At 71.7% G+C, this 25,164-nt stretch carries 23 protein-coding genes; 7 read left to right on the top strand and 16 right to left on the bottom strand.

Annotation, left to right across the window (positions count from 1 at the left end; all coding sequences use genetic code 11):
• Window positions 1-89: 89 nt before the first annotated feature.
• Window positions 90-1,439 carry a 4-aminobutyrate--2-oxoglutarate transaminase gene (gabT, locus tag BJP65_RS12860; protein WP_156784893.1) on the bottom strand — a complete coding sequence of 450 codons (1,350 nt, stop codon included), beginning with the start codon at window positions 1,437-1,439 and terminating at the stop codon, window positions 90-92.
• A 92-nt stretch (window positions 1,440-1,531) separates the two neighbouring features.
• Between gabT and BJP65_RS12855 the strand changes: the two genes are divergently transcribed.
• A complete protein-coding gene (locus BJP65_RS12855) occupies window positions 1,532-3,067 on the top strand; it encodes a PucR family transcriptional regulator (RefSeq protein ID WP_070409406.1) in 1,536 nt (511 codons plus the stop codon).
• Window positions 3,068-3,141: 74 nt separating this feature from the next.
• Here BJP65_RS12855 and BJP65_RS12850 read toward each other — a convergent pair whose 3' ends face one another.
• The 6 genes from BJP65_RS12850 to BJP65_RS12825 are packed head-to-tail and all read right to left on the bottom strand — an operon-like array spanning window position 3,142 to window position 8,099.
• Window positions 3,142-3,996 carry a MurR/RpiR family transcriptional regulator gene (locus tag BJP65_RS12850; protein WP_070409405.1) on the bottom strand — a complete coding sequence of 285 codons (855 nt, stop codon included), beginning with the start codon at window positions 3,994-3,996 and terminating at the stop codon, window positions 3,142-3,144.
• Window positions 3,983-4,810, bottom strand: a complete 828-nt coding sequence (gene phnE / locus BJP65_RS12845; protein ID WP_070409404.1) for a phosphonate ABC transporter, permease protein PhnE — start codon at window positions 4,808-4,810, stop codon at window positions 3,983-3,985. Before phnE (BJP65_RS12845) ends, BJP65_RS12850 begins: the two co-directional genes overlap by 14 nt.
• The gene (gene phnE, locus BJP65_RS12840; protein WP_070409403.1) at window positions 4,807-5,601 is read right to left on the bottom strand and encodes a phosphonate ABC transporter, permease protein PhnE; all 795 of its coding nucleotides are present in this window, start codon (window positions 5,599-5,601) and stop codon (window positions 4,807-4,809) included. The genes phnE (BJP65_RS12845) and phnE (BJP65_RS12840) overlap by 4 nt, the downstream gene beginning before the upstream one ends.
• Window positions 5,598-6,416 carry a phosphonate ABC transporter ATP-binding protein gene (phnC, locus tag BJP65_RS12835; RefSeq protein ID WP_055838883.1) on the bottom strand — a complete coding sequence of 273 codons (819 nt, stop codon included), beginning with the start codon at window positions 6,414-6,416 and terminating at the stop codon, window positions 5,598-5,600. Before phnC ends, phnE (BJP65_RS12840) begins: the two co-directional genes overlap by 4 nt.
• Entirely contained in the window at window positions 6,413-7,387 is a 975-nt protein-coding gene (gene phnD, locus BJP65_RS12830) for a phosphate/phosphite/phosphonate ABC transporter substrate-binding protein (RefSeq protein WP_070409402.1), read from the bottom strand. Before phnD ends, phnC begins: the two co-directional genes overlap by 4 nt.
• 25 nt (window positions 7,388-7,412) lie before the next feature.
• Window positions 7,413-8,099, bottom strand: coding sequence for an HAD family hydrolase (locus BJP65_RS12825; protein WP_070409401.1), 687 nt, complete (start codon window positions 8,097-8,099; stop codon window positions 7,413-7,415).
• 124 nt (window positions 8,100-8,223) lie between these two features.
• On the opposite strand from BJP65_RS12825, the gene BJP65_RS12820 reads away from it, so the two are divergent.
• Together BJP65_RS12820 and BJP65_RS12815 are read left to right on the top strand one after the other, a co-directional pair.
• Window positions 8,224-8,847, top strand: coding sequence for an amino acid deaminase (locus tag BJP65_RS12820; protein WP_070409400.1), 624 nt, complete (start codon window positions 8,224-8,226; stop codon window positions 8,845-8,847).
• Window positions 8,848-9,497: 650 nt separating this feature from the next.
• Complete coding sequence (locus BJP65_RS12815) at window positions 9,498-10,175, top strand: endonuclease domain-containing protein (protein WP_258027473.1); 678 nt, start codon at window positions 9,498-9,500, stop codon at window positions 10,173-10,175.
• Window positions 10,176-10,389: 214 nt separating this feature from the next.
• Here the strand turns inward: BJP65_RS12815 and BJP65_RS12810 are convergent, their stop codons facing one another.
• Complete coding sequence (locus BJP65_RS12810) at window positions 10,390-11,868, bottom strand: XRE family transcriptional regulator (protein WP_070409398.1); 1,479 nt, start codon at window positions 11,866-11,868, stop codon at window positions 10,390-10,392.
• A gap of 129 nt (window positions 11,869-11,997) precedes the next feature.
• On the opposite strand from BJP65_RS12810, the gene aceA reads away from it, so the two are divergent.
• Both aceA and aceB read left to right on the top strand, forming a co-directional pair.
• The gene (aceA, locus tag BJP65_RS12805; protein WP_070409397.1) at window positions 11,998-13,314 is read left to right on the top strand and encodes an isocitrate lyase; all 1,317 of its coding nucleotides are present in this window, start codon (window positions 11,998-12,000) and stop codon (window positions 13,312-13,314) included.
• Window positions 13,315-13,554: 240 nt separating this feature from the next.
• A complete protein-coding gene (gene aceB / locus BJP65_RS12800; RefSeq protein ID WP_374754286.1) occupies window positions 13,555-15,168 on the top strand; it encodes a malate synthase A in 1,614 nt (537 codons plus the stop codon).
• Window positions 15,169-15,255: 87 nt separating this feature from the next.
• Here the strand turns inward: aceB and BJP65_RS12795 are convergent, their stop codons facing one another.
• Window positions 15,256-16,551 (bottom strand): chloride channel protein, encoded by a 1,296-nt coding sequence (locus BJP65_RS12795; protein ID WP_070409395.1) that lies wholly within the window; start codon window positions 16,549-16,551, stop codon window positions 15,256-15,258.
• A gap of 179 nt (window positions 16,552-16,730) precedes the next feature.
• On the opposite strand from BJP65_RS12795, the gene BJP65_RS12790 reads away from it, so the two are divergent.
• Complete coding sequence (locus BJP65_RS12790) at window positions 16,731-17,930, top strand: pyridoxal phosphate-dependent aminotransferase (RefSeq protein WP_055838909.1); 1,200 nt, start codon at window positions 16,731-16,733, stop codon at window positions 17,928-17,930.
• A gap of 146 nt (window positions 17,931-18,076) precedes the next feature.
• Here BJP65_RS12790 and BJP65_RS12785 read toward each other — a convergent pair whose 3' ends face one another.
• The 4 genes from BJP65_RS12785 to BJP65_RS12770 form a co-directional block, all read right to left on the bottom strand.
• The gene (locus BJP65_RS12785; protein ID WP_070409394.1) at window positions 18,077-19,213 is read right to left on the bottom strand and encodes a UDP-N-acetylmuramate dehydrogenase; all 1,137 of its coding nucleotides are present in this window, start codon (window positions 19,211-19,213) and stop codon (window positions 18,077-18,079) included.
• Window positions 19,213-19,617, bottom strand: a complete 405-nt coding sequence (locus BJP65_RS12780; RefSeq protein WP_070409393.1) for a MaoC/PaaZ C-terminal domain-containing protein — start codon at window positions 19,615-19,617, stop codon at window positions 19,213-19,215. Before BJP65_RS12780 ends, BJP65_RS12785 begins: the two co-directional genes overlap by 1 nt.
• Entirely contained in the window at window positions 19,614-20,063 is a 450-nt protein-coding gene (locus BJP65_RS12775) for a MaoC family dehydratase N-terminal domain-containing protein (protein WP_055838919.1), read from the bottom strand. The genes BJP65_RS12780 and BJP65_RS12775 overlap by 4 nt, the downstream gene beginning before the upstream one ends.
• 67 nt (window positions 20,064-20,130) lie before the next feature.
• The gene (locus tag BJP65_RS12770) at window positions 20,131-20,928 is read right to left on the bottom strand and encodes a sulfite exporter TauE/SafE family protein (protein ID WP_055838922.1); all 798 of its coding nucleotides are present in this window, start codon (window positions 20,926-20,928) and stop codon (window positions 20,131-20,133) included.
• Between the two features lie 351 nt (window positions 20,929-21,279).
• Between BJP65_RS12770 and BJP65_RS12765 the strand changes: the two genes are divergently transcribed.
• On the top strand, window positions 21,280-21,915 hold the full coding sequence (locus tag BJP65_RS12765) for an NADPH-dependent F420 reductase (protein WP_070410005.1): 636 nt from the start codon (window positions 21,280-21,282) through the stop codon (window positions 21,913-21,915).
• A 79-nt stretch (window positions 21,916-21,994) separates the two neighbouring features.
• Here BJP65_RS12765 and BJP65_RS12760 read toward each other — a convergent pair whose 3' ends face one another.
• The 3 genes from BJP65_RS12760 to BJP65_RS12750 form a co-directional block, all read right to left on the bottom strand.
• Window positions 21,995-23,155 (bottom strand): cystathionine gamma-synthase, encoded by a 1,161-nt coding sequence (locus BJP65_RS12760; RefSeq protein ID WP_055838927.1) that lies wholly within the window; start codon window positions 23,153-23,155, stop codon window positions 21,995-21,997.
• Window positions 23,152-24,156, bottom strand: coding sequence for a pyridoxal-phosphate dependent enzyme (locus BJP65_RS12755; protein ID WP_070409392.1), 1,005 nt, complete (start codon window positions 24,154-24,156; stop codon window positions 23,152-23,154). Before BJP65_RS12755 ends, BJP65_RS12760 begins: the two co-directional genes overlap by 4 nt.
• Before the next feature lie 128 nt (window positions 24,157-24,284).
• Window positions 24,285-25,133: an SDR family oxidoreductase gene (locus tag BJP65_RS12750; protein ID WP_070409391.1), complete on the bottom strand. Its 849-nt coding sequence runs from the start codon at window positions 25,131-25,133 to the stop codon at window positions 24,285-24,287.
• Window positions 25,134-25,164 lie beyond the last annotated feature (31 nt).

Genomic DNA, 25,164 nt, shown 5'->3' with positions numbered 1-25,164 from the left:
TCCTTACTTGTCGTTCGCTCGGGAATGTCGTGGGTGGTCCCGACGGCGGCGGGTGTGCGCATGCTCCTCCGCCACCGCCGGGACGAGTGTCAGTTGCGCAACAGGGCGGCCGCGACGACGTCGAGGCCTTCGTTCAGCAGCTCGTCGCCGATCGACAGCGGCGGCAGGAACCGGATGACGTTGCCGTAAGTACCGCACGTGAGCACGATCACTCCCTCGGCGATCGCGGCCTTCGCCACGGCCGAGGTGAGGGCGGCGTCGGGGGCTCCGGTGGTGGGGTCGACGAACTCGGCTGCGATCATCGCGCCGTGGCCGCGTACGTCGCCGACACGCGGGTCGTTCGCCTGCAGCTCGTGCAGACGGCGCGTGAGCAGCTCGCCGATCTGCTGCGCGCGCTCGAGGAACCCCTCGTTCTCGAAGGCGTCGATGGAGGCCAGGGCCGCGGCGCAGGCGATCGGGTTGCCGCCGTAGGTGCCTCCGAGACCGCCCGTGTGGGTGGCATCCATGATCTCGGCGCGACCGGTGACGGCCGCCAGCGGCAGCCCGCCGGCGATGCCCTTGGCGGTGGTGACGAGGTCGGGGACGATGCCGAACAGCTCGCTCGCGAACATCGCGCCGGTGCGGGCGAAGCCCGACTGCACCTCGTCGGCGATGAAGACGACGCCGTTGTCGCGGCACCAGTCGACGATCGCGTTGAGGAATCCGTCGGCGGGGACGATGAAGCCGCCCTCGCCCTGGATGGGCTCGATGATGACGGCGGCGAGATTCTCGGCGCCGACCTGCTTCTCGATGAGCGAGATGGCCTTGGCCGCGGCCTCGGGGCCCGTCAATCCGTCGCGGAAGGGGTACGACAGGGGCGCGCGGTAGACCTCGGCGGCGAAGGGGCCGAAGCCGCTCTTGTACGGCATGTTCTTGGCCGTGAGCGCCATCGTGAGGTTGGTGCGGCCGTGGTACGCGTGATCGAAGGCGACGACGGCCTGGCGGCCGGTGTGCTTGCGCGCGATCTTGACCGCGTTCTCGACGGCCTCGGCGCCGGAGTTGAACAGCGCGCTCTTCTTCTCGTGGTCGCCGGGGGTGAGCCGGTTGAGCGCCTCGGCGACGGCGACGTACGAGTCGTACGGCGACACCATGAAGCACGTGTGGGTGAAGGCGGCGACCTGATCCTGGACGGCCTTGACGACGGCGGGGTGGGCGTTGCCGACGCTGGTGACCGCGATGCCCGCACCGAGGTCGATCAGCGAGTTGCCGTCGGCGTCGACGACGACTCCGCCGCCCGCGGCGACCGCGTGGATGGGGACGGTGTGGCCGACACCGGATGCCACGGCCGCGGCCTTGCGGTCGAGGAGCTCCTGCGAGCGGGGGCCGGGGATGGCGGTGACGAGGCGGCGCTCCTGGACGAGGGACGGACCGCCGACGGTGGGGAGGGTGTCGAGGCTCATGGCGGCGATGCTACGGACGCGGCGTCTCGGCCCGCACTCTCCCCCCTGTACAGTCGCAGGCACTGTCGTATACGTCTTGTACAGGAGGACTCATGGTCGACACCGCCGTCGCCCCACCGAGCCTGCGCGCCCTCCTGGCTCGAGCCGACCTGGGCCTGGGCCTGATCGTCGACGAGGCCGCCCTTCCCACCGGCAGCGTGGACCGCCCCGTGCGATGGGTGCACTCCAGCGACCTCGCCGATCCCACTCCGTTCCTCAGCGAGGGGCTGGTGCTGCTGACCACCGGCACCCAGTTCGCCGACGCGACCCCCGCCGACTACGAGGCCTACGTCGGGCGACTGCTCGCCCGCGGGGTGCGGGCGCTGGGATTCGGCACCGAGGTCGTGCGCGACGGCATCCCCGCGGGGCTGACCGCCGCGTGCCTGGCCGCGGGGATGCCCCTGTTCGAGGTGCCCTACCGCACGCCGTTCATCGCCGTGGCCCGCGCCGGAGCCGAGGCGATCGCCGCCGACGCCTACGCCCGCCGCAGCTGGTCGCTCGCCGCCCAGCGGGCCGTCTCGCTGGCGGCGCTGCGCCCCGACGGTCTGGCCGCCACCCTCGCCGAGCTCTCGCGACAGCTCGACTGCTGGGTCGGCCTCTTCGACGCGGCCGGGGCCGTGCGCACCGAGTACCCCGTCGACGCCCTCGCCCCTGCGGCGCTCGACGCGGTGACGGCGGAGGTGACGACGATGCTGCACCGCGGCACGCGCGCCGCGTCGACGCTGCGGATCGACGGGACCGCGGTGAGCCTGCAGACCCTCGGCCGGGGCGGGCATCTGCGCGGCGCTCTCGCGATCGCCGCCGACGACCTCGACCACGAGGCCCGCAGCGTGGTGACGGCCGTGGTGGCGATGGCCGCCCTCGTCCTCGAGCAGCAGGATGGGCTGAGCCGCGCGATCGGTACCTTCCGCGCGGGACTCGTGCAGTCGCTGTGCACCGACGACCCCGCTCTCGCCCGCCGCGCGTCGCGGGATCTGTTCGGCCCCCTTCCCACGGCCCCCGTGGTGGTGGCGCTCACCCCCGCCACGGCCGCGCGCTCCGGTGCGCTGGCCGAGTGGCTCGAGATGCGTGCCTCGGAACGGCGGGGGGAGCTGTTCTTCGGCCGGGGCGACGACGGGTTCGTCGTGGTCGTGCCCGCCGCGGCCCGAGGACTGCTCGACGAGATCGCGGACCGCTTCGAGATCGTCGTCGGATGCTCCACCCCGACCGGGTACGAGGCGTTCTCGAGCGCTCTCGCGCAGGCGCGGACCGCGCGCGAGCGGCTCTCGACCCCCGGGGTCGCCGACTTCGCCGACACGGCGCGGGCGGGACTTCTCGCCGCGCTCGGCTCCGAAGCCGCCCGGAGCGTCGCCGCGGGGGTGCTGACGCCCCTGCGAGCGCACGACGAGGCGCAGGGCTCCGCACTGCTCGAGACCGTCGACGCCTGGCTCACCCACGACTGCTCGCACGAGGCGACCGCCCAGGCTCTCGGCATCCATCGCCACACCGTGCGCGCGCGCATCGCGCAGGCCGAACGGGTGCTCGGGCGCGACCTGTCGTCGTTCGCGGCGCGGGCGGAGACCTGGACGGCGTTGCGTCTGGCCGAGTAGCGGCGCCGACGGCCGGTACACCGGCGCCCGGATCGCGGGGTCACGTCGGCCGGACGAATGCCCCGCACCGGCGGTCAGCCGGCGTCGCCGAGGTTGTCGGAGAGGATCTCGAGCACGCGCTCGCGCGAGAGATCGGCCTCGCCCGCCCGCGCGCGCGCCACGGCGTCGACGAAGGCCTCGGCGAAGACCGCGTGCGCGATGCGCGAGGTGTGTTCGAGCTCGTCGCGAAAGGTTCCGCCCGAGGCGAGCACCAGCGACAGATCGGCGCGCTCCGTGAGGGGAGACGCCATGAACGAGGTCACCGCGATCACTCGAGCGCCCGCGGCTCGCGCCGCCTGAGCCGCGCGGAGGCTCGCCTCGTTTGCCCCCGACCCGCTGATCACGACGCACACGTCGTCGGCCGAGAGGTGCCGCGCGGCGATCTGCTGACCGATCGGGTCGCCGAGGGTCTCGGCGGGGCGACCCACCGCGGTCAGGCGCATCGCGAGATCGGTCGCGACCGGAGCCGACAGGCCGCTCGCCACCACCAGCAGCCGTCGCGCACCCACGACCGCCTCGACAGCGGCGTCGACCCCGTCGGCATCCAGCAGGCTCGTGGCCGCGCGCAGATCGTCGGCGATGCGATCGATGGCCGAGCGGATGCCGCCCAGTGCGCCGTCGCCCGCGTCGGTCGTCGGCGCCGGTCGACGCCCGCGCTCGGCGGCCAGGGCCACGCGCAGCTGCGGATACCCGCGGTACCCGAACGTCTGGCAGGCGCGCACGACCGTGGACCGTCCCACCCCCACGCGGTCGGCGAGCTGCTGCGCGGTCAGCTCGATCACGGCATCCGGATCGTCGACGATGAGGTCGGCGACGCGGCGTTCGCTGGGCTGCAGGGAGTTGCGCACCGCGGCGATCCGCGCGGTCGTGGGCACCTCAGCTGCGGACACGAGGACCCTCCATGATGCGGCGGCGAATGCGGGCCGAGACCGCGTCGATCGCGACGGTGACGATGACCACGACGATCAGGAGCATGCCGACCGTCGACCACTCACGGTACTGGGTGTACGAGGTGAGCATGTCGCCGATGCCGCCCACTCCGATGAGCCCGAGCACGGCCGAAGCGCGCACGTTGATCTCGAAGCGGTAGAGCCAGAAGGACAGGAAGGTGGGAGCAGCCTGGGGCCACACACCCCACCGCAGCACCTGCGCGGTGGATCCCCCCGCCGCGCGGGCGGCCTCGATCGGCCCCGGGGCGACGTTCTCGACGGCTTCGTAGCCCCACTTGCCCAGGGTTCCGACCCCGCCGATCGCGAGGGCGAGAGCGCCGGTGAGAGGGGTGAGACCCGTGACCGAGAGGATGATGATCGCGAAGACGAGCTCGGGGACGGCCCGCACGAGCGAGAAGACGAAGCGCAGCACGGCGCGCACCGGCGCCGGACCGAAACCGCGCGCCGAGATCAGCGACAGCGGCGTCGCGATCAGGATGCCGAGGACGGTGCCGATCCACGCCATCTCGACGCTGCGCCAGGTCTGCCAGAGGGCCTCGGGGAGCTTGGCCCAGTTCGGCGAGACGAACATGAGGCCGAGGTAGCGCGCGATCTCGGCGGGCAGTTCACCGAGCCGCGACCAGGTGATGTCGGCGGACCAGAACGCGGCGACGACGATGACGCCGACCACCAGCCACGACAGGGTGCGCAGGGGCCGCCGACGGCGGGGCGGTAGGTCGAGGGCCGCGGGGCGGGCGGGGGCGAGGGCGGTCATACGAGTCTCCGGCGGATCGCGTCGCTGACGGCGTCGAGCACGACGACGATCACGAGGATCTCGACGATGACGAGCGACAGCTGGTCGTAGCGGTAGAAGGTGCGCACGGCGTCGATGAGCAGGCCGATGCCGCCCGCGCCGACCAGGCCCAGCACGGTGGAGGCGCGGACGTTGAGCTCGAAGACGTAGAGCGTCTGCGACACGAACGCGGGCCAGGTGTCGGCCAGGGCGATCGCGCGGTTGATCTGCGTCTGCGTCGCCCCCGCGGCCCGTCCCGCCTCGAGCGGGCCGATGTCGCTCGCATCGATCGACTCCGACACGAGCTTGACGATGATGCCGACGTTGAACAGCACCAGCGCCAGGATGCCGGGAAGAGCCCCGACTCCGACCATCGCGACGAGCACGGCGGCGTACACGAGCTCCGGCACGGCGCGGATGACGTTCAGGATGCCGCGCACCAGCGACCGCGTCCACCCCGTGGGGTTGGTGGGTCGAGCGGCCCAGAAGCTCAGGGGCAGCGACACCGCGGCCCCGACCGCCGTGCCGATGACGGCCATCTGCAGCGTCTCGAGGATGGGGCCGACCGTCCGCGGGAAGAACGACCAGTCGGGCGTGAGCAGTTCGCCCACCCGCAGAGCACCCTGCTGCCAGTTGCGGGCGATGGCCCCGACGTCGAGGCCCACCCCGACCACCGGCAGGCACATGAAGACGGTCACCGCGACGACGACGCCCGCGGCGGTCCACGGCATCCATCGGCCCTTCGGGCGGGTGGGGACGCTCCACGCCGTCATCGCTCGAGCCTGTCGGCGGCGGTCACCGAGCGACCGTAGATCTGGGCGAAATCGGCGTCGGTGGCGGATGCCGCCGGCCCGTCGTAGACGATCTCCCCGGCGCGCATGCCGATCATGCGCGTGCCGTACTCGCGGGCGAGGTCGAGCAGGTGCAGGTTGACCAGCACCGTGATGCCGAGGTCGACGTTGATGCGACGCAGGTCGTCCATGACGCCGCGGGCCGTGGGCGGGTCGAGGCTCGCGACCGGTTCGTCGGCGAGCACGATGCGGGGCTGCTGGGTGAGCGCGCGGGCGATCGCGACGCGCTGCTGCTGGCCGCCCGACAGCGCCGAGGCGCGGTCCCACACCTTGGGCAGCAGGCCGACCCGGTCGAGGGCCTCGAAGGCGAGGCGTCGGTCGTCTTCGCGATACGCGCCGAGGAGCGTGCGCCACAGCGGGGTGTGCGCGAGGCGCCCGACCAGCACGTTGTTGAGCACGCTCGTGCGCCCGGCGAGGTTGAAGCTCTGGAACACCATGCCGATGTGCCCACGGAGTTCGCGCAGGCGCCGACCGGAGGCCCCGTCGACGCGGCGACCGCCGACCTCGACGACGCCGGAGGTCGCGGGCACCAGACCGTTGATCGTGCGGATGAGCGTGGACTTGCCCGAGCCCGAGAGACCCACGACGGCGATGAGCTCACCGGGCGCGATGTCGACGCTCACGTCGCGCAGCCCCATGGTGCCGTTGGGGTAGCGCACCGAGACGCCGTCGAGACGGATGCCCCAGGGCGCCGAGGCCTGCGCCTCGACGCCCGGGGTGAGCGAACCGGTCGTCACTGGAGTCCGAGCTGCTGAGCGGCGCGGGCGACGACGTCGAGCGAGGCGGGGTCTGCCGGAGCGAGCTTGGTGATCGAGTAGACGGCCTTCAGAGCCGCCGAGCCCTCGTCGGTGGTGGAGTACTCGGCGAGCGCCGACGAGATCTTCTGCTGCAGCTCGGGCGAGAGGTCCTTCGAGACGGCTACGCCGTCGTTGGGGATCTCGGCGGTGAGGCCGAAGACGACGACCTTCTGGCCCACGTCGGGCTTGTCCTTCTTCACCAGGGTGCGGGCGTCCCAGAAGCTGAACCCGACCTCGGCGTCGCCGTTGTAGACCGCGAGCACCGAGGCGTCGTTGGCCGTGACGGGCACCTGCTGGAAGCCGCTGTCGATGTCGACACCGGCCTCTTTCAGCGCGAGCATCGGGTAGATGTAGCCGGCGGGCGAGCCCGGGCCGAGGACGGCGACCTTGGCTCCGGCGATCTTGGTGATGCTGTCGAGACCGGCGGGTCCCTGCAGTGCGTCGGCGCCGTTGCAGAACGACATGCCGTCGCGCTCGATCACGGGGGTGTCGCAGTACTTGTCGGGGTCGTTCGTCATGAACTGGCCCGGGTAGGTGATGTTGCCGTTGCGCTCGGTCTGCAGCACGACCGAGGCACCGTATCGGTCGTTCGCCTGCCACAGCTGCAGCGAGGGCAGGAAGCCGATCTGGGCCTGCCCCGCTCCCATCGCCTCGACGGCGGCCTGGTAGTCCTTCGACACGACGCCGCTGACCGGGATGCCGAGCTTCTCGGTGAGCATGTCGGTGAGGGGCTTCGCGGTGTCGACGAGGTTGGCCTGGTCCTGCGAGGGGACGAGGGCGAGCACCAACGAGCTGGGGTCGGCGGCGGGTTCGGAGGCGGCGCCCGCGGTACCGGAGCAGCCGGCCAGGGCGATCGAGGCGAGAGCGGCGGTGGCGAAGGCCGCGGCGAGACGGATGCGACGAGTGTTCATGATTCCTCTGCGATTCGGGTGGGGTTCAGGCGTGGGAGGGGAGGTGATCGGCGGGGGGAGCGTCGACGTGGGCGGCGCCGACCCACCCGGCGAGCGCGGGCAGCAGCTCGTCGAGGGTGTCGGCACGGAAGGTGGGGTCCGCGGCCGGATCGGCGTAGCCGCCGACCAGGGCGGTGGCGAGACCGCGGGCGTGGGCGGGGGCGAGGTCGTTGCGCCAGACGTCACCGATGGCGAGGACCGGGGTGCCGGCGGCGAGCTGATCGAGAAGCAGTTCGAGACCGGCGGGCTTCGCGGCGTCCGTGACGATGCGGTCGAACAGGCCGTTGAGGCCCACGGCGGCCAGCGCGTCGTCGAGTCGCGTCGCCGGGGCGTTCGTGACGAGCAGGCGCTCGGCATCCACCTCGGCGAGGAACCCGGCCAGATCGGCGGCGGTCGACACGGGCGCATCGGGGCCCGCCAGTTGGGCGCGGCTCGTCGAGTAGGCCGAGGCCAGCGCGGCGTCGTCGACCCCCGCGTCGAGTGCGAGGCGTCGGACCGCGTCGTACCCGTCGATGACGTCGGCCGAGGGCGCGGCGAGGTGGGCCGAGACGGTGGAGACGAATTCGGCGGCGGATGCCGTGTGCACGGCGACCGCGCGGGCGTAGGCCAACAGGGGGCCGTCGCCGAGGGCGACGGTACCGTCGAAGTCGAAGATGAGGACGGGGCGGGGCACGGGGGAACTCCTGTCGTGGACGTTGCGTCCATGGTGCACCTCAAATATGGACGCTATGTCCACGCCGTGTAAACGCTGGATGAACGGCTCCTGTGCGCCCCGGCTCACGGCTTAGCGTGAAGCGGTGACCTCCTCCCCCGCTCTCGACACCGCCGCGGCGCTCGGTGCCCTCGACCCCTCGTCGGCGATCTCGTCTCTGCCGTGGCTCGCGGCATCCCTCGCCGACGACGCCGCCGCGGGCCGGTTCGCCGCATGGGGCCGCTCGACGGTGGTCGACGAGAACGTCGGGGAGGCGGTGCTCTCCCGGGCGCTGTTCGACGAGCTGCACGGGCGGGCGGGGCTCGAGGCCTCGTGGCCCGTGGGCAACGCCGGCCTGCTGCACGTCTACGGCTACCTGCTGTCGACCACGCCCACCCCCTACGGCCTCAAGCGCGAGCGGTGGCTCACCGACGACCTGGCTCTCGCCTGCGGACTGTCCCGCGGGGCTTTCTCGCCCTGGGCGGGGTCGGGCACCCTGCTCTCACGCGTCACCGCCGCCGCGGCATCCCTCCTCTCCCGCGCCGACGCGATCGACGAGGCCGTCGAGGGCCGCTCGACCCGCATCGCCCTCGGCGACCCGCTCCCCGACGGCGCCGCCGCCCTGGCCTACGCGGTCGACGGTCTCATCGTCACGATGTTCCCCGTCGCCGACCCCGCCGCCCTGCGGTCGGGACTCGGCGCCCCGCGGCTGCGCTGGAACGCCGCCTGAGGGGCGCGGCCGGACACAACGGCGGGGGGATTTCCGACACGCCGGGGACTCGGCATCCGTCGACGGCGCGTCGCGGAGACGACCCGCCGTTGTGCACGGGATGCCGGTGCACAGCCGTCCGGATGTCGGCCCACCGGCGCCCGGACCGAGCCCACGGCCGTGGGGGCACAACGGCGGAGGGACCTCCGACACGCCGGGGCATTGGCATCCGTCGACGACGGGTTGCGGAGACGATCCGCCGTTGTGCACGGAGATGCCGATTCACCGGCGCCCGAGTCGAGCCCACGGCCGCGGGGGCACAGCGGCGGGGGAATTTCCGACACGCCGGGGCATCGGCATACGTCGACGGCGCGTCGAGGAGGCGCCCCGCCGTTGTGCACGGGATGCCGAGGGGCGATGCACCGGTGACGGCGGGGTGGCGGCTCCTCCCCAAGAGAGGACTGTCCACAGGTTCCGGGTTCGGGGCTGGCGCGGGTGCACTCCGGCGGCATCCTGTCGTGATGTGCGCACCGGGTCAGGGAATCGAGACGTTCTCCGGCCTGCGCGCACGGGGACGATCGCGCCGAAGCATCGCCTCGGCCGTCGAGGCGGGAGAACTACGGCATCTGCGCCGCGGGGTCTATGCGGAGCGCGGGGCCTGCGCGCCCGTCGTGACCGCGGCACTCCACGGAGGGCGAGCGGCGTGCGTCACCGCGGCGAGGCACCTCGGGCTGTGGACTCTCGCCGCGGAACAACCGATCCACGTCTGGATGCGCGGAGGAGGCCACGCGTACGCCCACGACGAGTGCACCTGTCGTCTGCACTGGGACGATGCCGCCCCCGGACACGCTTTCGCTCTGCCGTCGGTCCCGCGCATCCTGCGCCAGATCCTGCGGTGCCGGGGAGTCGAGGAGTTCTTCGTCTCAGTGGAGTCCGCCCTCCGCCTCGGCATGCTGACGTCGTCGGGGAAGACGTGGCTGCGGAGCCACACGAACGACCTCGCGCGCGACGCGCTCGACTTCGCGCGGTCCGACGCCGACAGCGGCCTCGAGTCGATCGTCCGGTGGCGACTGCGGCACAGAAACCTTCCGGTGCGCACTCAGATGCACATCATCTCGGTCGGCCGCGTCGACCTGCTCATCGGCGACGCCCTCATCGTCGAGATCGACGGAGCGGGTAACCACGAGGGCACCGCGAACAGGCACCGCGACCTGCGGCGCGACGCTCATGCGGCCGCGTGGGGCTTCGTCTCCCTGCGGTTCGACTACGCCCTCGTGGTCCACGACTGGCCCACGGTGGAACGGGCGATCATGGCCTACGTGGAACGCGGCCTCCACCTGGCCCGCTGACGTCCCGGTCCTTCCGGGCACTGGGCTTGTCCGCGCCCCGGCGCCCCGACCCCGAGCACAACGGCGGGACAATTACCGACACGCCGACCCACCGGCATCCCACCCCGGCGCGTCGCCCAATACCCCCGCCGTTGCGCACACGGGCGCACCGCGCGCGGCACGGGCACACCGCACAAGGCACAGGCACACCGCCCCCCTAGCCGCGAAACCCACCTCACCCCCGCGGCGCGTGCGCCTCCAGGAACTCGTACAACTCCGTCGTGTCGACGCCGGGGAAGGCCCCGGTCGGCAGGGTCGCCAGCAGCGTCCGCGGGGTGCGCACGTTCGGCCAGGCCTTGTCGCGCCACGCAGCCTCGAGGTCGGCGGGCGCGCGGCGGCAGCACGTCTCGACCGCGTGCCGCGAGACCCCGCGGTTGGGGGTGTCGCGGCCCCGGAACCAGCGCGTGTCGTCGAAGCGCACGCCCACGCTGACCGAGTGCGCGCCCTCGCTCGACTGCTCCACGCGCGCGGTGCACCAATACGTCCCGTTGCCGGTGTCGGTGTACTGGTAGTACGGATTGAAGAGGTCGTCCTCATCGAACACCACGCGGCTCGTCCACCGTCGGCAGCACATCTGGCCCTCGATCGAGCCCAGCCGGTCGGTGGGGAAGTTCACGTCGTCGTTCTCGTAGGCCTTCGTGATCGTGCCCGACTCGTGCACCTTCAAGAAGTGCACCCGGATGCCGAGGTGCACCGTCGCGAGGTTGGTGAAGCGGTGCGCGGCGGTCTCGTACGACACCGAGTAGGCGTCGCGCAGGTCTTCGATGCTGATCGTGCGCCGCTCCTTCGCCTCGCGCAGCGCCGGTACGACGTGCGCCTCGGGCATGAGCAGCGCCCCGGTGAGGTAGTTCGTCTCGACGCGCTGGCGGAGGAACTCGTCGTAGCTCGTCGGCTCGCCGTGGCCGAGCATGCGGCTCGACAGTGCCTGCAGCACCGCCGCCCGCGGGTCGCCCTTCGCGACGGTGGTCGAGAGGTAGAGCCGCCCGTTCTTGGCATCCGCGATGCTCCGCGTCGACGACGGCAGGTCGGGCACGTAGTGCAGCGAGAAGCCGAGGTGCGCGGCGATGTCGCTCGCGCCGCGCTGCGTGAGGGGTCCGCCGGGGTGCTCGATCGCCGTCAGCATCTCGGATGCCGTGCGCTCGAGGTCGGGGAAGTGGTTGTCCTGCGTGCGCATGAGGCGGCGGAGCGCCACGTTGGCCCGACGCGCCTCCTCCGGGGTCGCGGAGCGCTCCTCGCGGAGCCGCTCGATCTCGCCCCGCAGCGCGAGCATCGCCGACAGCACCTCGTCGGGCACCGACCGGCCGACACGGAACGGCTCGATCCCGAGCGCCTGAAAGGTCTGCCCGCGCATCGCGCGCTCGACCGAGATCTCGAGCGCCGCGCGGGCATCGAGCGGCTCGGCATCCAGGATCTGATCGAGCGTGCACCCGAGCGCCCGCGCGATCGCCTGCAGCAGGGTGAGCTTCGCCTCGCGGCGGCCGTTCTCGATCATCGACATCTGGCTCGGGGCGCGGCCGACCGCGGCGGCCAGGTCGTCGAGCGTCATGCCGCGAGCGGTGCGCAGCTGGCGGATGCGTCGGCCGATGGTGAGGGTGTCCACCTCGTCATCGTCGAACGGGAGGGGTGTCGAAGAAGCGGAGACGCCGGTGTCCATGCGCCATGTTCTCACTGGAACAGAAGATCGCGCGATCTTCACACGAGAAACTTCGATTGGCGGGGTTGTTCTTCGCGGACAGTGGTCTCCACGGGGCACCGCAGCCCCGGCATCCGAAGGAGAACGCTCATGACGATCCAGGCCACCCCCGCCCCGCAGCCCCTGCGCCCCGGCGACCAGACCGAGACCGCCGACGAGATCCGCACCGCGTGGGAGAACGATCCTCGCTGGGACGGCATCGAGCGCACGTTCTCGGCGGACGACGTCGTCCGCCTCCGCGGAAGCGTCCGCGAGGAGTCCACCCTCGCCCGCCGCGGAGCCGAGAACCTCTGGAACCTCATCCACACCGAGGAGTACGTCCGCGCCCTCGGCGCCTACACCGGCGGACAGGCCGTGCAGCAGGTGCGCGCCGGCCTCAAGGCCATCTACCTGTCGGGCTGGCAGGTCGCCGCCGATGGCAACCTCGCGGGCCAGACCTACCCCGACCAGAGCCTCTACCCCGCCAACAGCGTGCCCGCGGTCGTGCGGCGCATCAACAACGCGCTGCTGCGACAGGACCAGATCGAGCGCGCCGAGGGGGAGATCACCCAGGACTGGCTCGCGCCGATCGTCGCCGACGCCGAGGCCGGCTTCGGCGGCCCGCTGAACGCCTACGAGCTCGCGCAGTCGCTGATCCAGGCGGGGGCTGCCGGCATCCACTGGGAGGACCAGCTCGCCAGCGAGAAGAAGTGCGGTCACCTCGGCGGCAAGGTGCTCGTGCCGATCCAGCAGCACATCCGCACCCTGAACGCCGCGCGCCTGGCCGCCGATGTCGCCGGAGTGTCGACCGTGATCATCGCGCGCACCGACGCCCTGGCCGCCGACCTGCTCACCAGCGACGTCGACCCGCGCGACGCGGAGTTCCTCACCGGCGAGCGCACGAGCGAGGGCTTCTACCGGGTGCGACCGGGGCTCGAGTCGGTCATCGCGCGCGGCCTCGCCTTCGCGCCCTACGCCGACCTCCTCTGGGTCGAGACGGGCGAGCCCGACATCGAGCTCGCGCGTCGCTTCGCCGAGGCGATCCACGCCCGCTACCCGGGCAAGAAGCTCGCCTACAACTGCTCGCCGAGCTTCAACTGGAAGCGCCACCTCGACGACGAGCAGATCGCCACGTTCCAGGCCGACCTGGCCGCTCTCGGCTACGCCTTCCAGTTCATCACGCTGGCCGGCTTCCACGCCGTGAACCACTCGATGTTCGACCTCGCCCGCGGCTACGCCGAACGCGCCATGAGCGCGTACGTCGAGCTGCAGGAGGCCGAGTTCGCCGCCGAAGCCCACGGGTACACGGCTACGCGCCATCAGCGCGAAGCCGGGACCGGCTACTTCGACGTCGTCTCCACCGCGCTCAACCCCGACAGCGCCACCCTCGCCCTCGCGGGCTCCACCGAGACCGCCCAGTTCCACTGACCCCCACCCCTTCGCCTCCCGTCCCCGCTCCCGTCTCCGTCCCCGCCCCATCCCCGTTGAGTGTCCAAGACCCGCCGTAACCGCCGCGTCCTTTGCGGCGTGTCCTGGACACTCAACGGCTTCACCCACCCGAGAGGGACGGTGGAGAAGGACAGCGGAGAGGGACGACGGGGGAACGCACAGAAAGCCAGGACCATGACCCTCCTCACCTCTCCCCCGCCCATGACCGAAGAATCCCGGATGCCGAACCCTCCGGCATCCGCCCCGCACCTGCGCCTCGAGCGGCCCCTCGACGGACGCGACGGCGAGATCCTCACCCCCGCCGCCCTCGCCTTCCTCACCGAGCTGCACGACCGCTTCGCGCGCCGTCGTCACGACAGGCTCGCGGCGCGCCTGCGTCGCCGCTTCGAGATCGGCACGGGCGACGACCCCCACTTCCGCGCCGACACCGCGCACATCCGCGACGACCCGTCGTGGCGCGTGGCCGGGGCGGGACCGGGGCTCGAAGACCGCCGCGTCGAGATCACCGGCCCCACCGACCCGAAGATGACGATCAACGCGCTGAACTCCGGCGCCCGCGTCTGGCTCGCCGACCAGGAGGACGCCACGAGCCCCACCTGGCGGAACGTCCTCGGCGGGCAGCTCTCGCTGTTCGACGCGATCCGCGGACAGCTGTCGTTCACCAGTGCCGAGGGCAAGCGCTACGAGGTCACCGCCGCCCGAACGCCGACGATCGTGATGCGCCCGCGCGGGTGGCACCTGCCCGAGAAGCACGTGACGTTCATCGACCGCTCCGGCCGCGAGCTGCCGGCATCCGGTTCCCTCGTCGACTACGGCCTGTACGTGTTCCACAACGCCCACGCGCTGATCGCCGCGGGCCGGGGACCGTACTTCTACCTGCCGAAGATCGAGTCGGCGGAGGAGGCCCGGCTCTGGGACGACGTGTTCACGTTCACCGAGCAGCGACTGGGCCTCGCGCACGGCACCATCCGCGCCACGGTGCTCATCGAGACCCTGCCGGCGGCGTTCGAGATGGAGGAGATCCTGTTCGCGCTCCGCGACCACTGCGCGGGCCTGAACGCCGGGCGATGGGACTACATCTTCTCGATCATCAAGACCTACCGCGGCCGCGGGGCGCGCTTCGTGCTCCCGGGGCGGAGCGACGTGACCATGACGGTGCCGTTCATGCGCGCCTACACCGAGCTGCTCGTGCAGACCTGCCACAAGCGGGGCGCGTACGCGATCGGCGGCATGAGCGCGTTCATCCCCAACCGGCGTCGCCCCGAGGTGACCGAGGCCGCGTTCGAGAAGGTCGCCGCCGACAAGCGTCGCGAAGCCGGAGACGGCTTCGACGGCACGTGGGTGGCGCACCCCGACCTCATCCCGGTGGCGCGCGCCGAGTTCGACGCCGCGTTCGGCGACGGATCGAATCAGCTGCACCGCCTGCGCGAGGACGTGGAGGTCGAGCCCGCCGATCTGCTCGACCTGCGCATCGGCCTGCCCATCACCACGGCGGGGGTGCGGGGCAACGTCTCGGTGGCCATCCGCTACATCGAGGCGTGGCTGCGGGGCCTCGGGGCCGTCGCGATCGACGACCTCATGGAAGACGCCGCCACCGCCGAGATCTCACGCTCGCAGATCTGGCAGTGGATCCACCAGGACCGCGTGACCGACGACGGCACGGCGATCACCCGGTCGTTCATCGAGCAGCTGGTGACCGAGGTGCTCGACGATGCGCACCGCCTCGACGGCGACCGCTTCGACGACGCCGCCGAGGTGTTCCGCGAGGTGGCGCTGCGGGCGGAGTTCCCGGCGTTCCTCACCCTGCCGGCGTACGCGAAGTACCTCGACTGACGCCCGGGTTCATGCGCCCCTTCCGCCCACGCGGGAGGGGCGCATCGCCGTGCACCGGTGGAGACGGACGCGGCGCGACGCGCGGGTTCAGGGACGCGCCGGGTCGATCGGCGCGAAGCGGCGCAGCCCCGCCCGCGACGACAGGCGCGACGCGGCGAGCGACCCCGCGACCGCGAGGAAGATCGGCAGCAGCAGGGTGAAACCCGTGTCGGTGAACTCGATCACCAGCGCGATCGCGGTGAAGGGGGCGCGCATGTTGGATGCCAGGAACGCCGCCGCCGCGACGATCGCCAGCGCCGTGCCGTCGGCTCCGGGCCAGACGAACGCCCACCCGGCCGCGGCCGCGGCCCCCAGCGCCGCCCCGATCGCCACGGAGGGCTGAAGGGTGCCGCCGATCGCGCCCGAGCCGAGCGACACGGTCGTGGCGACGTACTTGAGCAGAGCGAGCAGCAGCAGGATCAGCGCGGGCTGCGACAGGTCGAACCCCGCCGTGGCGAGCGCGCGACCGTTACCGAGGATCAGCGGGAAGAACGCCCCCACCGCGCCGACCGCGGCGAAGGTCAGGGGCAGGACGACCAGCAGCTTCCAGCCGGTGGGACGGAAGCGCGCGAGCTTCTTCGTGACCGTCGCGAAGCTCGTCGCCCCCCACCCCATCAGCGGGCCGATGAGCAGGGCCGCGACCACGAGCGAGGGGTTCACTTCGACGGATGCCACGTGGTAAAGCGACTCGTCGCCCACGAGCGGACGAGCCACGAAGGTCGCGATCGCACTGACCGACAGGGCGACGACCGCCGCTCCGACGCTGAACTGCGCGAGCAGGATCTCGAGCGTGAACAGCGCCCCCGCCAGCGGCACGTTGTAGACGGCGGCGAGGCCCGCACCGGCGGCGGCGGCGATGAGGATACGGGCCCACCGGGCATCGAGACCGAACCAGCGGACCACCTTCGAGCCCGCCATCGCCGAGAGCTCACGGGGGGCGACCTCTTTGCCGATCGAGGCGCCCAGGGCCACCGAGGTCACCTGGATGACCGTGTCGGCGAGCGTTTCCCACCACGGCATGTGCGCGCCGTCGACGCCCTGCTCGACGGTGGCGAGCCGGCGTCCGAAGCGACGGAGCAGGTACCACCCGAGCGCCGCCACGACCCCGGCCCCGCCGACCGTGACGATCGGCAGCCACCACACGGCGGGCATCGCCAGACCGTCGAGGAACGGTCCCTCTTCGTGGCCCCAGACGAGGTGCTCGATCGTGTGCACGATCCACACGAGAAGGAGCACGGCGAGACCGGTGGCGACGCCGACGATGAGGCTGGCCAGGCCCAGCTTCAGCAGGGCCCCGATCGCGCGACGGTGGATACGCGGGGGCGCCAGGGGTTCTGCTGTCACGCCCGCCACGCTAGCCCACGCGCGCACCCGCGCCGGACCGTGCGCGGGGTCGGCCTGTGCGCGGGCGTCGGCGGCTCGGCATCCGGACTCCGGCGATGCGGCCCCGCTCCCGGCGGAGACGACCTTCGCGGGCCGTCACACCTCTCGTCGGGCGCGGGCGCGAACAGTAGGCTCGGACCGTGACTTCCCGCGCCCCGCTCTCTCGCAAGCTGTCCGCCATCGCCGAGTCCGCGACCCTCAAGGTCGACGCGAAGGCCAAGGCCCTCCAGGCCGCCGGCCGACCGGTCATCTCGTATGCCGCGGGCGAGCCCGACTTCGCCACCCCCTCGTTCATCGTCGATGCCGCGGCCGAGGCGCTGCAGAACCCCGCGAACTACCGCTACACCCCCGCCGCCGGGCTCCCGGTGCTGCGCGAGGCCATCGCGGCCAAGACGCTGCGCGACTCGGGGCTGCAGGTCGCCCCCACGCAGGTCGTCGTGACCAACGGCGGCAAGCAGGCCGTGTACCAGGCGTTTCAGACCGTGGTGAACCCCGGCGACGAGGTGCTGCTGCCCGCGCCGTACTGGACCACGTACCCCGAGGCCATCGCGCTGGCCGACGGCACGCCCGTCGAGGTGTTCGCCGGAGCCGACCAGGACTACAAGGTCACGGTCGCCCAGCTCGAGGCCGCCCGCACCGACAAGACGACGGTGCTCGTCTTCGTGTCGCCGTCGAACCCGACCGGTTCGGTCTACACGCCCGAAGAGACCGCCGAGATCGGCCGCTGGGCTCTCGAGCACGGCATCTGGGTGATCACCGACGAGATCTACCAGAACCTCACGTACGAGGGCGTCCGCGCGGTCTCGATCGTCGAGGCCGTGCCCGAGCTCGCCGAGCAGACGATCCTGCTCAACGGCGTCGCCAAGACCTACGCCATGACCGGGTGGCGCGTGGGCTGGATGGTCGGACCGGCCGATGCCATCAAGCTCGCCGCCAACCTGCAGTCGCACCTGTCGAGCAACGTCAACAACGTCGCCCAGCGCGCGGCCGCCGCGGCCCTCAACGGTCCTCAGGACGAGGTCGAGCAGTTCCGCGCGGCGTTCGACCGTCGTCGTCGGCTGATCGTGTCGGAGCTGTCGAAGATCGACGGCGTCGAGGTGCCCAACCCGCTCGGCGCGTTCTACGTCTACCCCGACGTGCAGGGACTGCTGAACCGCGAGTGGGGCGGGGTCACCCCGACCACCTCGCTCGAGCTGGCCGACCTCATCCTCGAGCAGGCCGAGGTGGCCGTGGTGCCCGGCGAGGCCTTCGGCCCCAGCGGCTACCTGCGCCTGTCGTACGCGCTCGGCGACGAGCAGCTGCTCGAGGGCGTCCAGCGCCTCCAGCGCCTGTTCTCCTGACGTCCGCGCGCCGTCGGGCGTGACGAGCGGAGGAGCAGGGACCGGCGGAGGATCGCACCGCGCGATCCGTCCTCCCCTCGTCCCCGCTCCTCCCTCCGTCACTCACCCCGGGGCCAGCCGATACCGACCTCGCGCCACCGAGCCGGCTACAGCTCGACGTTCACCAGCACCGGCTCGGGCTGCAGCAGCAGTCCGAACTCGGACTGCACGCGGCCCTGCACGAAACGGGCGAGCTCCGCGATCTCGGCGGCCGTCGCCTCGCCGCGGTTCGTGAGCGCCAGGGTGTGCTTGGTCGACAGCCCGGCGCGCGAGCGCGGGAAGCGGAAGCCGCGGCCGAGACCTGCGTTCTCGATCAGCCACGCGGCGCTCACCTTGACCTCGTGCCGCTCCACGGGCGGCGGGGGCAGGATGCCGTCGAACGCGGCGAGCGGGATCACGGTCACCGGGTCGAGCACCGGGGTCATCGGCCACCGGGGGCACGCCGCGGGGAGGGCCCGCGCGAAGGACTGCGACACGATCGCGTTCTGGAAGAACGAGCCCGCGCTCCAGGTGTCGGGGTCTTCGGCGTCGAGCACCATGCCCTTGCGGGCACGGGTCGCGAGCACGTGATCGCGGATCCAGCGCAACGACACCGCGTCGCGCTCCTCGAGCCCCAGGGCGTTGCGCAACTGCTCGCCGGTGATCGGTCGCTCACCGTCGCCGACGCGCTCGAGCTCGAGGGTGACCGACAGGATCACCGCGGAACGATCCGGCACCGAGCCGTAGTGCTGCTTCAGCACCGAGGTGCGGAACCCGAGCTCCAGCTCGGACGCGGGAACGACCGACACCTCACCCGTCGCCTCGTCGATCAGCTCGACCTCGACGAGGGTCTGCACGATCTCCTGACCGTAGGCACCGATGTTCTGCACGGGGGCGGCACCGACCGTGCCGGGGATGCCCGACATCGCCTCGATGCCCGCGAGACCCCGCTCCACGGTCTCGGCGACCAGCGCGTCCCAGTCATGGCCCGCCTGCACGCGCACGCGCACCGTGTCGGGACCCGAACCGGGGAGCTCCTCGACGCCGGTGGTGCGCACGCGGATGACGGTGCCCTCGAACGCGTCGTCGCCGACGAACAGGTTCGACCCGCCGCCGATCACGAACCACGCCTCACGATCGGCCCACACCGCACGCAGGCTGGCGATGAGCTCTTCTGCGGTGGTCGCCTCGATCATGCGGGCGGGGGCACCGCCGGTGCGCAGCGTCGTGAGCTGCGACAGGGGGATCGGAACGACGTCGGGCATCAGGACACCCGCACCCGCACCTGCGCCTTGCCGAGCACGGTGGTCTCGGCGAACGTCACGGTGAGGTCGATGCGGGCGATCTCGTCGTCGACGGCGCCCACCTTGGCGCTGATGTGCAGGTCGGCGCCGGTCTCGGGGTCGACGACGACGGGACGCGTGAAGCGCACGCCGTAGTCGGCGATGCGTCCGCTGTCGCCCAGAGCCTCGGCGAGCGTGCCGACGGCGATCCCCATCGTGAGCATGCCGTGCGCGAGCACGCCCGGGAGCCCGACGGCGGTGGCGACATCGTCTCGGTAGTGGATGGGGTTGAAGTCGCCCGACGCCCCCGCGTAGCGCACGAGCGACTCGCGCGTGAGGTGGACCGAGCGTTCGGCGATGACCTCGCCGACGGTGAAGCCGCTCATGCTCCGGCCTCCCCGGCGAGAAGGATGCTGGTCGTGGTCACCACGTGAGCGCCCGCGGCATCCACGATCTCGGCCTCGCTGGTGATCATGGCGTTGCCCCCCATCGAACGGATGCCGGTGACCGACAGCGTCGCGACGAGCTCGTCGCCCGCGACGATCGGGCGCGTGTAGCGGAATCGCTGTTCCGCGTGCACGAGGCGCGACAGCTCGATGCCGGAGTCGGGGTCGCCGAGCAGCTGCTGGAGAGTGAGGTCCTGCACGACCATCGCGAACGTCGGCGGCGCGACCACGTCGGCGTAGCCGAGCGCGCGCGCGGCGTCGGGGTCGGAGTGCTGCGGGGCGTCGGCGAAAACGGCACGCGCGAACTCGCGCACCTTCTCACGGCCGACCAGATAGGGAGCGGTCGGCGCGAAGGCTCGACCGACGAGTTCGGGGTTCACGGGCACGGGGCAAGTCTACGGCGGGGCGTCGGCCGCGCTCGGCGAACGTCCCGCTCGGAGCGGTCGATCGAGGTCAGCGCTGGTGACGCCCGCGCACGGCCTTGACCGCGATCTGCGAGGCGATGAAGACGAGGAAGATCGAGAACAGCACGTTGGCGACGAAGGGGTCGACGGCCTTCGCGATCTGCGCCCCCACGGCGGTCGTCGCGCACGCGGCGGCACCGACGCACACGGCGGCGACGAGATCGACGTTGCGACGGCGCAGGTTGCCGACGGTGCCCGAGATCGCGGTCGGGATCATCATGAGCAGCGAGGTGCCCTTCGCGATCAAGTCGCTCGTGCCGAACAGCAGCAGCAGCGCGGGGACGACGATGATGCCGCCCCCCACCCCGAGCAGTCCGGCCAGGATGCCGGTGACCACACCCAGGACGACGAGTCCGGGCCCGGTGACCCAGGTGAGCACCAGCTCGGCGTCGCGCGAGGGGATGACGAAGTACAGGCTGACGATCACGGCGAGGAGGAACACCACGAACGACCATCGCAGGGCCGTCTGCGACAGCTTCGGCAGGAGCCACGTGCCGATCTGCGCACCGACCACGGCGCCCGCGGCGAGGATCAGCGCCGGCAGCCACGCGACGTGCCCGTCGACCGCGTAGGTGATCACGCCGACCGAGGCGGTCGGCACGATCGCCGCGAGGGAGGTGCCGGCGGCGAGGCGTTGGTCGAAGCCGAGCAGCAGCACGAGCAGGGGCACGATGACCGTGCCGCCGCCGACACCGAACAGGCCCGACATGAGGCCCGCGAGAAGACCGACCCCGATGCACACGGCGAAGAAACGGGCGGTGTGCGGTGGGCGCGTGGCGGTGGTCACGGATGCGGCTCCTCGAACGGGACGGGAGAGAGGGGACCCTCGCCGACGCACCAGTCTTCCACCTCGTGGTCAGGACTCCGACGACCGTCACCGGGAAAGAAAGCGGCCCCCGGTGGTCCGAAGCCGCGTCCACCGGGGGCCGTCGCCCTCGCAGGTCCAGCAGGACGGTGACCCGAACACCGGCCGGCGACCTCATTCGCGAGGGTGCGACAAGAAGGACGTTATTGGGCCTGATGTCGGCACGCGGACCCGTTGACACGGATATCTAGAGCTGCTAATTATTTAGTCCGCTGATGGTCAGGCGACCGTCGCCCGGGAATGCGTGCGGCGCTCGAGCAGTTGCCGGTCAGCATGACAACAGTAGGAATCATCGGAGCAGGACACATCGGCTCGGCCCTCGCGAAGGGGTTCGCGAAGAACGGCTACGACGTCGTCATCGCCAACTCGCGCGGTCCCGAGACCCTCACCGACCTCGTCGCCGCCGTTGGCGACCGCGCGCGCGCCGCGACCGCCCAGGAAGCGGCCGAAGCCGGCGACATCGTCGTGGTGACCGTCCCGCTGAAGGCGTACACCGACGTGCCCGTCGCTCCCCTGGCCGGCAAGACCGTGCTCGACACCAACAACTACTACTTCGAGCGCGACGGCCACATCGCGGCTCTCGACGACAAGCAGACGACGACCTCGCAGATGCTTCAGGAGCACCTTCCCCAGTCGACCGTCGTGAAGGCGTTCAACCACATCCGCGCGGCCGACATCCTCACCGACGGCTCCCCCGCCGGCACCGAGGGGCGCCGCGCCCTCGCCACCTCGGGTGACTCCGACGAGGCGGTCGCGCTCGTGACCCGCATCTACGACGAGTTCGGCTTCGACACCGTCAACGTCGGACCGCTCAGCGAGAGCTGGCGCGTCGAGCGCGACCAGCCGGCGTACGTCGTGCGACAGAACGCCGAAGAGCTGACGCAGAACCTGGCCCGCGCCGAGCGCTGAGCCCGCCACCCACCGGCGTGAGGTGCCGATGTCCGTCGCTTCGACGACGTACATCGGCGCCTCACGCGGCGCACGGGGGTCAGAGCGCGGCGAGCGCTCGATCCACGTCGGCCACGAGGTCCTCGACCGACTCGATGCCGACCGACAACCGCACGATCGTGTCGGGCACGGCGAGTTCGGTTCCGCGCACCGAGGCGTGGGTCATGGCATCCGGGTAGTTCACCAGCGACTCGACCCCGCCCAGCGACTCCGCGAGCGTGAACAGACGCGTGGACTCGGCGAAGCGGCGAGCAGCCGCACCGTCGGCCAGTGCCAGTGACACGATGCCCCCGAAGCCGCTCATCTGCCGCGCCGCGAGCTCGTGCCCGGGGTGCGACGGGAGTCCGGGGTAGTACACCTTCGCGACGCGGTCGTGGCCGGCGAGGTGCTCGGCCACCGCCTGCGCGTTGGAGCTGTGACGCTGCATACGCACGGCGAGGGTCTTGATGCCGCGGGTGGTCAGGTACGCGTCGAACGGGCCCGAGACCGCGCCGGCGGCGAACTGCAGGAACTGCACCTTCTCGGCCAGGGCGGCATCGGCGAAGGCGAGGGCCCCGCCCACGACGTCGCTGTGCCCGCCGAGGTACTTGGTCGCGGAGTGCACCACGACGTCGGCGCCGAGCGAGAGCGGGCGCTGCAGCGCGGGCGAGGCGAAGGTGTTGTCGACGACGACGATCGCGCCGGCCGCGTGGCCGAGGCGGGCGAGACCCGCGATGTCGGTGATGCGCAGCATCGGGTTGCTGGGGGTCTCGACCCAGACCATGCGGGGCGCGCGTTCCTCGATCGCCGCCGCCACGGCATCCAGGTCGCTCATGTCGACCACGCGCAGCTTCACGCCCCACGGCCCGAGCACGCGGGCGAGCAGTCGGTACGTGCCGCCGTAGACGTCGTTGCCGAGCAGCACCTCGTCGCCGGGCACGAGGGCCGCGCGCAGCAGGGCGTCTTCGCCGGCGAGACCCGAAGCGAACGACAGCGCGCGGGTCGCGCCCTCGAGGGCCGCGATCTGCGTCTCGAGCGCCGTTCGCGTGGGGTTGCCGCTGCGGCCGTATTCGTAGCCGCCGCGGAGTCCGCCGATGCCGTCCTGGGCGAAAGTGGTCGAGACGTGGAGGGGCGGGATGACCGCGCCGGTGGTCTCGTCGGGCGCCTGGCCCGCGTGGACGGCGAGACTGTCGAAGCCGCGGGCGGCGTCGTGGGTGCTCATGCGGAGTGCTCCTCGGTGGGGGTCGGAAGAAGGGATGCCACGGGTGCAACGTCGTAACCGCGCTCGATCATCCAGTCGTCGTCGAAGATCTTGCTGAGGTACCCGCGTCCGTGGTCGGGGAGGATCACGACGACCACGGCATCGGCGGGGAGATCGCGCGCGACGCGGAGGGCGCCGACCACGGCCATGCCGCTGGAGCCGCCGACGAGAAGTCCCTCTTCTCGGGCGAGGCGCCGCGTCATCGCGAACGACTCGGCGTCGGAGACGCGCTCGTACGCGTCGACCAGGGTGGGGTCGAAGGCCGTCGGCCAGAAGTCCTCGCCGACCCCCTCGACGTCGTAGCCGTGGATGTCGCCGCCCGAGTAGATCGAGCCCACCGGGTCGACCCCGACGATCCGCACGCCGTCGCCGGCGACCTCGCGCAGGTACCGACCCGACCCGCTGATCGTGCCGCCGGTGCCGACTCCGGCGACGAAGTGGGTCAGCTGCCCGTCGGTGTCGCGCCAGATCTCGGGACCGGTGGTCTCGTAGTGGCTGCGCGGGCCGTTCGGGTTGCCGTACTGGTTGGGCTTGAAGGCGCCCGGGATCTCGCGGACCAGACGGTCGGAGACGCTGTAGTACGAGCGGGGGTCCTCCGGCTCGACGTTCGTGGGCGTGACCACGACCTCGGCGCCGTACGCCCGCAGCACGGCGCGCTTGTCTTCGGCGACCTTGTCGGGAACCACGAACACGCAGCGATACCCGCGCTGCTGGGCGACCAGTGCCAGGCCGACCCCGGTGTTGCCGCTGGTCGGTTCGACGATCACCCCGCCCGGGCGGAGCGAGCCGTCGCGCTCGCCGGCGTCGACGATGTTCGCCGCGATGCGGTCTTTCGCCGAACCGCCGGGATTGAAGTACTCGATCTTCGCCAGCACGGTGGCGGCGATGCCCTCGGTGACGCGGGTCAGACGGACGAGGGGGGTGTTGCCGACGAGGTCGGCGACGCTCTGGGCGTAACGCACGGTGGGGTCCTGGTGGGTCGATGCGCCCGGGGGCGCGGCTGACGGGGTCGTCGAAAAGAGAACGCGAGGGCGTTCAGCGACAACAGCGACAGGTCAGCACGCGGCCAGCATAGCCGACCCGCACGTCGTCAGGAGACGGCGCCGAGGAACTCCTCGAAACTCTGCGCCGGCCGGCCGGTGACCCGCTCGACGTCGCCGGACACCCCGGCCTGGTCGCCGCCGGCGATCGAGGTGTACGTGCTCACCCAGGCATCGACCTGCCAGCGGGGCGCACCGAACGCGGCTCGCGAGGCGTACGCCTCGTCGATCGTCTCGTCGACGAAGCGCACCGGGTGCCCACGGACCGCCGAGATCTTCTCGGCCACCTCGGCCATCGTCAGCGCCTCGGGGCCGGTCAGGTCGTACGAGACATCGGCGTGGGCGGCGGGATCGAGCAGCACCGACACCGCGGTGGCCGCGACGTCGGCGCGCGAGACGAGCGAGCACCGCCCCTCGCCCGCGGGACCCCGGATGACCCCGTCGTCGCCGGCGAAGAGCTCCATCATGTCCATGTAGAAGTTGTCGCGCAGGAACGTCCACCGCATGCCGGAGGCGCGGATGATGTCTTCGGTCGCCGCGTGGTCCCGCCCGAGGGTGAACACGGCGTCGGGAGCGGCGGCGAAGAACGAGGTGTAGACGATCGAGCCGACCCCCGCGGCCGCGGCGGCCTCGACGAAGGTGCGGTGGTGCTCGACCCGGTCGGCGGTCTCGGAGGCCGAGACCATGAAGAGCGTGTCGACGCCCTGCAGCGCCGCGCGGGCGGCATCCGCATCGGAATACCGGGCCACGTGCACCTCGGCGCCCTCCAGGGCGGGGGCGCGCGAGGCGTCGCGCACCAGCAGACGTTGCGGAATGCCACGGGCGGCGAGGTCGCGGGCGACGCGACCTCCCACGGCTCCGGTGGATCCGGTGACGGCGATGAGGGGCGGCGTGGACATACGGCCTCCGGGAGGTGTGAGCGGTCCCCCC

It is taken from the genome of Microbacterium sp. BH-3-3-3 (assembly GCF_001792815.1).
Taxonomy (GTDB): Bacteria; Actinomycetota; Actinomycetes; order Actinomycetales; family Microbacteriaceae; genus Microbacterium.
This window is presented reverse-complemented; position numbering and strand designations above follow the sequence as displayed.